Source organism: Olleya sp. UBA1516 (assembly GCF_002323495.1).
Taxonomy (GTDB): Bacteria; Bacteroidota; Bacteroidia; order Flavobacteriales; family Flavobacteriaceae; genus Olleya.
Genome location: NZ_DCQO01000020.1, coordinates 51,938 through 62,933 on the forward strand (window position 1 = coordinate 51,938; position 10,996 = coordinate 62,933).

At 30.6% G+C, this 10,996-nt stretch carries 10 protein-coding genes; 5 read left to right on the plus strand and 5 right to left on the minus strand.

Going from position 1 to position 10,996, the window contains the following annotated elements; genetic code table 11:
* Positions 1-9 precede the first annotated feature (9 nt).
* Together B2989_RS12575 and B2989_RS12580 are read left to right on the plus strand one after the other, a co-directional pair.
* Complete coding sequence (locus B2989_RS12575; protein ID WP_292948968.1) at positions 10-1,695, plus strand: hypothetical protein; 1,686 nt, start codon at positions 10-12, stop codon at positions 1,693-1,695.
* 98 nt (positions 1,696-1,793) lie between these two features.
* Positions 1,794-2,180: a DUF2306 domain-containing protein gene (locus B2989_RS12580; protein WP_292948971.1), complete on the plus strand. Its 387-nt coding sequence runs from the start codon at positions 1,794-1,796 to the stop codon at positions 2,178-2,180.
* Between the two features lie 51 nt (positions 2,181-2,231).
* On the opposite strand, the gene B2989_RS12585 is transcribed toward B2989_RS12580, so the two are convergent.
* Positions 2,232-3,023: an alpha/beta fold hydrolase gene (locus B2989_RS12585; RefSeq protein WP_292948974.1), complete on the minus strand. Its 792-nt coding sequence runs from the start codon at positions 3,021-3,023 to the stop codon at positions 2,232-2,234.
* Between the two features lie 38 nt (positions 3,024-3,061).
* The gene (locus tag B2989_RS12590) at positions 3,062-4,201 is read right to left on the minus strand and encodes a cysteine desulfurase family protein (RefSeq protein ID WP_292948977.1); all 1,140 of its coding nucleotides are present in this window, start codon (positions 4,199-4,201) and stop codon (positions 3,062-3,064) included.
* A gap of 112 nt (positions 4,202-4,313) precedes the next feature.
* Between B2989_RS12590 and B2989_RS12595 the strand changes: the two genes are divergently transcribed.
* Positions 4,314-5,270 carry a hypothetical protein gene (locus tag B2989_RS12595; protein WP_292948980.1) on the plus strand — a complete coding sequence of 319 codons (957 nt, stop codon included), beginning with the start codon at positions 4,314-4,316 and terminating at the stop codon, positions 5,268-5,270.
* On the opposite strand, the gene B2989_RS12600 is transcribed toward B2989_RS12595, so the two are convergent.
* Complete coding sequence (locus tag B2989_RS12600; RefSeq protein WP_292948983.1) at positions 5,267-5,827, minus strand: Smr/MutS family protein; 561 nt, start codon at positions 5,825-5,827, stop codon at positions 5,267-5,269. The genes B2989_RS12595 and B2989_RS12600 overlap by 4 nt on opposite strands.
* A complete protein-coding gene (locus B2989_RS12605; protein ID WP_292948986.1) occupies positions 5,827-6,036 on the minus strand; it encodes a hypothetical protein in 210 nt (69 codons plus the stop codon). The genes B2989_RS12600 and B2989_RS12605 overlap by 1 nt, the downstream gene beginning before the upstream one ends.
* Positions 6,037-6,245: 209 nt before the next feature.
* Here B2989_RS12605 and B2989_RS12610 point away from each other — a divergent pair, with 209 nt between their 5' ends.
* Positions 6,246-8,042, plus strand: a complete 1,797-nt coding sequence (locus tag B2989_RS12610; protein ID WP_292948989.1) for a T9SS type A sorting domain-containing protein — start codon at positions 6,246-6,248, stop codon at positions 8,040-8,042.
* A gap of 69 nt (positions 8,043-8,111) precedes the next feature.
* Here the strand turns inward: B2989_RS12610 and rocD are convergent, their stop codons facing one another.
* Positions 8,112-9,392 (minus strand): ornithine--oxo-acid transaminase, encoded by a 1,281-nt coding sequence (gene rocD, locus B2989_RS12615; RefSeq protein WP_145001503.1) that lies wholly within the window; start codon positions 9,390-9,392, stop codon positions 8,112-8,114.
* A gap of 184 nt (positions 9,393-9,576) precedes the next feature.
* Here rocD and rlmD point away from each other — a divergent pair, with 184 nt between their 5' ends.
* The gene (gene rlmD / locus B2989_RS12620) at positions 9,577-10,989 is read left to right on the plus strand and encodes a 23S rRNA (uracil(1939)-C(5))-methyltransferase RlmD (RefSeq protein WP_292948994.1); all 1,413 of its coding nucleotides are present in this window, start codon (positions 9,577-9,579) and stop codon (positions 10,987-10,989) included.
* The last annotated feature ends 7 nt before the right edge of the window (positions 10,990-10,996 follow it).

Here is a 10,996-nt window from a genome sequence, read left to right on the forward strand (position 1 = left end):
ATAGATACCATGAAAACCGTATTACTACTTTTATCAATACTAGTCTCTAGTTACAGTTTAGCTCAGGATAAAAACACACATTACTATACATTTAATTTAGAAAAAGAAATAACTAAAGACGAATTTGAAAATTCACGATTTAAATATAATACATTACAAAATCTTTCTTACACAACTAAAAATGATACTAGTATTGTTAAAATGCTACATCCCAGAAAACAATTTGATGTATTAGATCCCATAGTTTTAGATTCCTTAAAAGGGTATTTAAACTATCTAACTAATAAAAAAAACGTCTTTAAAGATTATATTGTTATTAACTACTTTTCTGGAAACGAGCCTTATGAATCGTTTAATTCTGACACTAAAAGTTATGTCGTAGATAAAGGGTATATCAAAAAAATCAAAAAACTTTTAAATTGTAATCAGTTTTCTATTTATAAGGAAAAAAAAGATATTAAATATTATGAAGATAAAAAACTCTGGATAAAAGATGATTTAGGTGTTATTAAAAACTTGTTTTTTTATTACCAAATTCCCTACGGAAGTTTTGTGATTATCAAATCGGATGGAACTTTTATATCATTACATGGAGAGCATAATAAAGATATGGTTTATCAAATCGCTGAAGAAATAAAAAAAGACATTAAAAAAGTAGAACATTACACTTATGACTTTAAACAAAAAATAGAACCATCAAAATTTGATAGTCTATTATATAATTCAAATAAAGGAAACAGAAATTTTGAATTAAATTTTGAAAGCGATAGCATTTTTTATAAGATGATACATCCTACAAGACGTTATGGTATATTAAAAAAACACCAACTAGACTCGGTTAAAAACTATATTAACAAAATCTCAAAAACCCAAAATACCTTTAAAGATTATATTGTTATAAATTATAACTCTGGTGATGCTCCAAATAAAGATTTAAGTAGCGAAAGCAGAGCTTATATATATAAACCTTATTATCAAAAACAACTTAATACAATTATCGATTGCAATCAATTTTGGGTCTATAAAGATGATAAAAACATTAAATACCGCAATAAAAAAAATATAAATTGGATTAAAGACGACGCTTCTGTTTTTAAAAACCTGTTTTTTAAATACCAAATTCCTTATGGTAGTTTTGTCATCATTAAATCTGACGGTAGATATATAGTTAACTATGGTGAATACAGTCCAGATATGGTTTTTAAATTAGCCAAAGAAGTTTCTGGTCAAACTAGTAATCAAACAACTGACGCATCAAACCTATCCATAATTGATATATTTAAAGCTAATCAAAACTTTACGATTACTAAACCAAAAGATTGGTTCGAGGTGTTTCACCATGGTTATGTTGGTTATACTCCAATACAACCAAATGACAATCATTTTAAAACCATTGTGTCTGTTTTTCAATATAACTTAAATACAAAACCCATTTCCTTTAAGGCTTTTGTCGATAAGCAAATTAAAGACTATAAGCGTGAAGTAAATATTTATAACTCGACCTTAAAAGAAACAAATAACCATTTAGGAATTACTTATTTCCATGAGTATAAAACTGAAACACATCAAGTCATTGAAGTGTTTTTTAAAAACAACGAAAATTATTATCATTACAAATACTCCGCATTAAATAATAGCTTTAAAAAACACAAAGCAGATGCTTTGTTAATGCTTGATAGTATTAGTTTTAAATAACAAATTACAGTCTAGCCTTAAAAAGTTACAATTGAGTAAGTACTATTATTCTACAAATAGTATTGGTAGTACATTTGAGATATACAAAACCAAAAACCATGTCTTACACTACCCTAATGTATCTTCATCTTTCAACTATACTTCCAGCTTTTGTTTTAGGAACAGTTAGTTTTATTTTAAAAAAAGGAACTAACACTCATAAAATAATAGGCAGAATCTACATGCTACTAATGCTATTTACAGCTATTATAACTTTGTTTATGCCTGCTTTTGTTGGTTCAAGATTTTTAAACCATTTTGGATGGATACACCTGTTTAGTTTTTTAACAATTTACACTGTTCCAACAGCTTATATAGCCATTAAAAAAGGAAATGTTAAACGTCATAAATTTAAAATGATAGGACTATATGTAGGTGCAATACTTATTGCTGGAACGTTTACGTTTATGCCTGGTCGCTATATGCATAGCTTATTATTTGGATAAAATTAAGAAGAAGTATTAACAATGCTTGTTACAAATGAAGCTTGCAAACAATTAAATAGCTTCTACCCTATTTTTGATAAAATCTAAACTTGTTTTATTAAATAGTAAAGGTTGCTCGACATTTACCACATGACCACATTTTTCCACAACATACAAAATAGACGTCGAGTGTTTACTTACAATATTTTTTATTGAAGGTAAAAACAAATGATCCTCTGCTCCCATAACATAAAGCGTTGGTATTTTAATATCCTTTGCTCTAAAAAAGCGTAATAATGGATTTAACTCAGAGGTTAATTTAAACCACCTGACAAATTCCTTTTGGTATAGTTTTTTTGCTTCGTTAACAAAAAGTAATCTTGACTTTTTATGATTTTTTCTTGGCATAATAATAAAAGCAAACAGTCTATATAAGTACATATATGGCACTACACTTTTAAAGATAACACCTACTTTAATAAGTATTTGAGATCTAAAATCAAGTTTCATTATGGCACCACCCATAATCATACTTTTAACTCTAGCAGGATGCTTTTCGGCTATGTTTCTAATCAATATTGTCCCTAAAGATATACCAACAAAATGCGAGCTTTCAATTTTTAAAAAATCTATAACTTCAACAATATCACTAGTAATAGAATCAAAAGTATATTTAGTATTAAATGCATCTTTTAACTTAGGCTTACTATTACCATGACCTCGTAAATCCAGAATAAGCACATTAAATTCGGCTTTAAAATCTCGTATTTGCTTATACCATATAGAGCTGCTTCCTCCTGCTCCATGAACAAAAGTGACCCATTCATTAGAATGAGAATGTAAATATGTTGAGTAGTTTAGCAATTATTTTTTTGAATTGTAAAAATACAATATAATTATTCTTAAATAAATTCTTTTAACACCTCAATAACATAATCTATTTCTTCTTTTGTATTGTATTTACTAAAAGAGAATCTTATTGAAGGTTTTTGCATGTCCTCATCACATAAAATCTGTGATAATACATGACTACCTTTTGCACTTCCACTTTGACAGGCACTACCTTTAGAACAGGCAATACCTTTTAAATCTAGTTGAAACAATAATATTGGTCCTTTTTCTGGAGCTATTGGTAAACAAACGTTTAAAACAGTATAAGTGCTTTTATCAAAATCCGCACTACTTCCGTTAAATGATACTCCAGAAAAGTTTAAAACTAACTTTTCAATAAAGTATTTTTTTAGGTCAGTAATATAGGCTCTTTCTTCTTCTAAATTCTCATAAGACAATTTTAAAGCTTCTTCTAAACCAACAATATTGTGTACAGCTTCTGTACCTGCACGATAACCACGTTCCTGCTCTCCTCCAAAAATTAAAGGTTTTAATCCAGAGTTTTTTCTTACAAATGCAAAACCAACACCTTTTGGTCCATGAAACTTATGTCCACTAACTGCCATAAAATCTATTGCTAACTCTTGTAAATCTAACTTGTAATGACCAACAGATTGTACAGTATCACTATGGAACATGGCATTATTAGCTTTACATAATTTACTAACTTTATCCATATCTAGTATATTACCAACCTCGTTATTAACGTGCATAAGACTAACTAAAGTCTTATGGGATGATTGTAATAAACTTTCTAGATGCTTATAATCCACATGACCATGATTATCTAAATCTACATAATCAACGCTAATACCATATTCTTTTTCCAATTGTTGTACTGTATACAACACTGCGTGATGCTCAATCCTAGAAGTAACAATTTTTTTAACACCTAAATCTCTAACAGCACTTAATAAGGCTAAATTATCTGCTTCTGTACCTCCTGATGTAAAAACAATCTCTGATGCAGACACATTTAAATATTTAGCAACCGTCTTTCTAGCTTGCTCAATCATTGCTTTGGCAGAACGTCCAAAACTATGTGTCGAGGAAGCATTACCATAACATTGTTGCATGACTTGCGTCATTTTTTCTATTATTTCTGGTCTTAACTGCGTTGTGGCAGCACTATCAAAATATACTGGTTTCATTGAGAATTTTGCTATTAATGGGCACAAAAATAGTTTAAATAAAATTAATTGCCTTAAGCAGCGTTATAAGTTTGACAATTCTATTATTTTTGTCTTTCAAAATTAAATTATAATGCGTAAAATTTCTGTTTTATTTACCTTGTTTTTAAGCTTTTTATCATGTGATGATGGAGATATTATAACTACTGAGTTAGAATTTGGAGACACCTTTCAAACTTGTGGTGATTTAGTACTTTACAAAGTAAAAACGGATCCTAACGAAACCTTATCCATACAACTTACAGAACCTGGTTTTACAATTGCAGATTTAATTGAAACCGAAGCCGATCCAGACAATGCTTTGTTACTTAATTTAGTAGCTGAACAAACTACTGATTTTAGTATTGCTAATTTGTTTAAATTTAGAAGTTATACTAGCAATCCCTCCAACTTTTTTTGTAACGATGTGCCTCCAAGTGGGATACAAATAACTGAAGAGTTTACAGCTAGTAGTGGTAGTGCCCATTTTACAATGGAATTATTAGAGGATGATAATGATGGTATTCCTGCAGCATTAGAAGATTTAAATGGTAACGGAAACCTTTATGATGATGATACAGATGGTGACGGTTTACCTAACTTTTTAGATGCAGATGATGATGGAGACAACGTCTTAACAATTAGCGAAGGGGTTAATTATGTTGAAGGTATGACGTTAGCCGAATTAAATTTAAGTGCTACAAATACAGATTTAGATTTACCTAATGGAGATAGCATCCCTAACTATTTAGATAATGATGATGATGGTGATGGTGTACCGACTAGAAATGAAGAAATTAATTCTTTTGATAATAATCCAACTAATGATGTTTCAGGTAGTAGCACAGTTGCAGATTATTTAAATCCTGATTACACCAACGATAATGCACCAACATCATTTAGAAGTCATACTATAACACAAACATTTACTATAACTTTAATTTTAGAAGGGGTTGAGTTTCCTACAATATTATATGAAGAAACTGTTTTTGGAACTTTAGAGGACTCATCTTTATCAACTACAAGAACCTTAACACCACCATTTATTTAATTTGTATTTGGGTTTTGTAAGATATATACTTCTGTCGCACCTAAACCATACTTTTTATAATCGGCTTCGTAGTACTTTACGTTATCGTATCTGCTAAATAGGGTTTCTAATTCCATTTTTAAAACACCTTCTCCAACGCCATGAATAAAAACGATTTTTTGGATGCGTTTTCTTATTGCAAATTCTAATTGTTGTCTTGCAGTATCTAACTGTATTGACAGTTTATCGTAGCTAGTCATGCCTCTTTCATTATCCACTAAATGGTGCAAATGCAAATCTACTTCCATGGTAGGTTGATAACGCTCTTTAGCTTTAACTTTTGTGGTAGAGTGACGCTTTTTCTCAGTTTTTTCAGATAAAACTTCGTTAATGGAAGCCGAGTCAAAAATATTATCTCTCAACGTAGATGATTTAATTTTCACTAACTCTGATGCATTAAAATCTAAATCAAAACCTTCATTGGTTTCAATAGTAATAACATCTCCTTTAATTAAGGTTACAATTCCAGATAAAACATCATCCAAAACATCTACTGTATCTCCTATTTTAAATTTCATTATTTTTCGTCACTTGGTTCCGTTTCAACAAACGATTCTTTTTCCCTTTTACTAGGTATGGTAGCTTGAACTTTAAAAAGACCAAACATCAAAACAATAATTCCAACAATTAACACCAGAATATTTTGTTCCTCGTTGGCATTAGCATATATCGCTACTACAGCACCAATTACAATTAAAAAGTAATATATTTTAGGCGATTTAAACATAGTTTAGTATTCAAGTTATATGTCGCAAATTTAAACTTTTATTTATTTCTTGATATAAAAAAACAGTCTAAAAACTAACTGATTTATTAAAAAAGACAGAAAAAAACTACACCTTTAAAAACCTGATAATGAACAAATAACAATGTTAAATTAATCTATAATATAACAATAGTTTAACTTAAATCTTTAGCTTTGTCAAAAAATAGAATATGAAACCTACTTTCTACCTATTAATACTAACTTTATTCGGCCAACAATCCTTTGCGCAGCTTACGGTTAGAAACGATTCGTACATTTTTGGAAATGACGTAGTAATTTATGTCGAAGATGATATTAATTTAAAAGAAGTAAACTCCAACCTATATTTACGTAATGAAGCACAAATAATACAAGGTGCTGGTAATACTGGTAATTCTGGCTTAGGTAGACTTAGTGTTTATCAAGAAGGTACTGTAAATAATTACGCTTATAATTATTGGTCCTCTCCTGTCGGAAATGTTGCTACAAATAGCACTGGAAACACTCCTTTTATACCCAATCAAAACATTTTTGACATTGTAGATTTAACCAACAGTAACTTAGCAGGTTACAACACCTCTGGTTATAATGGTACAAGTAGTCCTTTAAATATAGAAAGTTATTGGCTTTGGAAATATAATCCAGGAGCTGCCTATAGCGATTGGGATTTTGTAGGTCAATCAGGAACTGTAAATGCTGGATATGGTTTTTCCATGAAAGGAACCATAGGCTCAACTGCTGCTGCTGGTCAGCAATATGATTTTAGAGGTAAACCTAACGAAGGAGAAATTAATACAGCTGTTGTTTTAGGACAAGAAACCTTAATTGGCAACCCTTATCCTTCTGCTTTAGATGCTCGTGCTTTTATACATGACGCTAATAATACGCCTTTATTAGACTCTGGTACACTTTATTTTTGGGAACAAGACCAAACGATAAGCTCTCATATTTTAGAGGCTTACAGAGGTGGATATGGGTCATTTACCATTACCGCTTCCGGAACTGTTGGATCTTATGTACCTCCAACCTTTAACGCTTACAATTCTGACGGAACATTAAATACTACAGGTACTTCGTCAACATCAGGAAAACAAGTCAGACGCTATATACCAATTGGACAAGGTTTTATGGTAAAAGGTGCAGCTACTGGATCACTTTTAACCTCTGATAGTCATCGTGTTTTTTACAGAGAATCTGCAACCAACAGTGAGTTTTATAGAACCTCAGTACAAAATCAAACAAATAATGAAGACCAAGTGTACGAAATCCAGTACGATAGTAATGGATTACAAATACTACCTTCAGATTATAAAAGATTTAGATTAAATATTGACTTTAACAATCTTTATACTAGACAGTTACTACATAATTTTCATGAAACTGCAACACCTAATTTTGATTATGGTTTGGAAAGTAAGGTGTTTTCTGCGTTAAATACAGATGCCAATTGGATACAAAATGAAGAGGCTTACAATACTAAAGCAGATAACTTTGAAGTTGAATTGACTATACCTATAGGTCTTAAACTAGATAATCAACAATTAATTAGGTTTAGAATATTTGATATTCAAAATTTTGAAAGTTCACAACCTATTTTTTTACATGATAAAGTACAAAATCTTTACGTTAACCTAAAAGTGCAAGACCTTGAAGTAAACTTACCACAAGGAAACTATAATGAACGTTTTGAGATTGTTTTTCAAGAAGCACAAACATTATCTAACCAAACATTTGATGAAGCTTCGTTTGTAATTCTTCAAGAAAATAATTTAAATCAACTAATTATTAAAAACCCTAATGCTATTGCATTAAAATCGGTTAAACTTTTTGATATTACTGGAAAACAGATTTTTGACAAATCAGATATGGAAACCAAAACAAGAGTTACTTTTTCTACCAAAAACTTAAGTGATGGTGTTTATGTTACTAAAATTGAAACTAAAGATGGAAGTACTATTAGTAAAAAAGTAATCATCTCTAATAAATAGATTAAAATATTATACTAAACAAAAAAGACTGTCAATGACAGTCTTTTTTTATTTCAAATAGTACTAAAATTACTTTTCAAATTGTTTTAAAGTACTTGTAATAATACTAACACAATCTAATAATTGCGCTTTAGTCATTACTAAAGGTGGAGCAAATCTAATAATGTTTCCGTGTGTTGGTTTAGCTAATAAACCATTATCACGTAAAGCAATACAAATGTTCCATGCAGTGTCACTATCTTCTGTATCGTTAATTAAAATAGCATTAAGCAACCCTTTACCTCTAACCGAGTTTACAATGTTTGAAGTCTCAATAAATTTAGATAATTCAGCTCTAAATAATTCTCCTAAATCAAAAGCGTTTTGTGCTAATTTTTCGTCTTTAATAACCTCTAAAGCTGCAGTACCAATTGCTGCTGCAACAGGATTACCTCCAAATGTACTTCCATGGTTACCAGGTTTGATAACATTCATTACATTATCATTTGCTAATACAGCACTTACAGGATATGCACCACCAGATAACGCTTTTCCTAAAATTAAAATATCTGCTTTTACTTCTGGTGTTCCAGAACAATGTTTGTCTGCGCAAGTACAGTTACCACAAGTTGCTAATAAACGTCCTGTTCTAGCAATACCTGTTTGCACTTCATCTGCTATAAATAAAACGTTATGTTTTTCACATAATGCTTTTGCTTTTGCTAAATACCCTTCACTTGGTACATAAACTCCAGCTTCACCTTGGATTGGCTCAACCAAGAAACCTGCAACATTTTTGTTACTTGTTAATACATCTTCTAAAGCTTGAAGATTATCGTATTCAATTTTAATAAATCCATTAGTATAAGGTCCAAAGTTTTTACGTGCTACAGGATCGTTAGAAAACGATATAATTGTAGTCGTACGACCATGAAAGTTATTTTCGCAAACAACAATTTCAGCTTCATTTTCGTCAATTCCTTTAACTTCATAAGCCCATTTTCTACATAGTTTTAAAGCTGTCTCAACTGCTTCGGCACCTGTATTCATTGGTAATAACTTATCATAATTAAATGTTTCTGTTGCAAATTTTTCAAATTTACCTAACATGTCGTTATAAAAAGCACGTGATGTTAACGTCAATGTTTGTGCTTGTTTAACCATTGCTCCTACTATTTTTGGATGACAATGTCCTTGATTAACTGCAGAGTATGCAGATAAAAAATCATAATATTTTTTTCCTTCTACGTCCCAAACATATACACCTTCACCTTTGCTTAATACAACTGGTAATGGATGGTAATTGTGTGCTCCATATTTGTTTTCTAAGTCCATCGCTTCTTGCGACGTTAATTGGTTTAAAACAGCCATTTTTTTATTATTTAAAAAGTTATAAAGTAGCCATTCCTTCTGTACCTTTATCCTTTCGAAAGCTCGAAAATTCAGCGTGGGAGAGAAATCATCCCTAAGAAGTTGCAAATTAATAAATATAACTTGCTAATTAAAATTATTGTGTGTAGTTTTTTACTAATAAAAAAGAAAGTACTTTTGCCACATGGCTAGAAAAAATACAAGAAAACAAATATTTACCAATGTCGAGGTAATTGATGCAGCTGCAAAAGGTAAAACTGTAGCAAAAGCACCTGATGGACGCGTTATATTTTTACCTAATGCAGTACCAGGAGATATTGTCGATGTACAAACATTTAAAAAACGTAAGGCTTATTTTGAAGGTAAGGCTACCGTGTTTCATAAACTTAGTGATAAACGTACTACTCCAGAATGTCAACATTTTGGTGTTTGTGGTGGTTGTAAGTGGCAAGACATGGGTTATGAGCATCAATTGTTTTACAAACAAAAAGAAGTTACCAATAACTTAACAAGGATTGGTCACTTAGATTTACCTGAAGTAACACCTATTTTAGGTTCTGCTGAGCAGTATTTTTATAGAAACAAAATGGAGTTTTCATTTAGTGATTCTAGATGGTTAACTTTAGAAGAAGTACAATCAGATAACGATTTAGGCGATAGAAATGCCTTAGGTTTTCATATTCCAGGAATGTGGGACAAAATTTTAGACATTAAAAAATGTCATTTACAAGCAGATCCTTCTAATGCTATTAGAAACGCGGTAAGAGATTTTTCGATTAAAAATGATTTAGAATTTTTTAACACTAGAAATCAAACTGGATTGCTTCGTACCATGATGATTCGTACTTCCTCAACTAAGGATATTATGGTTGTTATTCAGTTTTTTAAAGAAGATAAAGCTAAACGTGAACTATTATTAGATTATGTAGCTAGCACATTTCCTGAAATCACTTCATTACAATATATTATTAACGAAAAAGCTAATGATACTATTTACGATCAAGATGTGATCTGCTATAAAGGGGAAGACCATATTTTTGAAGAAATGGAAGGTTTAACATTTAAAATTAATGCTAAATCTTTTTACCAAACTAATTCTAATCAAGCATTTGAATTATATAAATTAACTCGTGAATTTGCCGATTTAAATGGAGACGAACTGGTTTACGATTTATATACAGGTACTGGTACCATTGCACAATTTGTGTCTAAAAAAGCAAAAAAAGTAGTTGGTGTAGAGGCTGTTCCAGATGCTATTAGTGCTGCAAAAGAAAATGCTAAACGCAATAATATTACAAATTGCGAGTTTTTTGTAGGAGACATGAAAAACGTATTTAATCAAGAGTTTATTAATACACATGGTCAACCTGACGTGATTATAACAGATCCACCAAGAGATGGTATGCATAAGGATGTTGTACAGCAAATATTAAACATAGCACCTAAAAAGGTGGTTTACGTAAGTTGTAATAGTGCAACACAAGCAAGAGATTTGGCTTTAATGAAAGCGCAATACGTAATAACTAAAGTGCAAGCAGTAGATATGTTTCCGCAAACTCATCATGTTGAAAATATTGTACTTTTAGAAAAGAAATAGCTTTTTA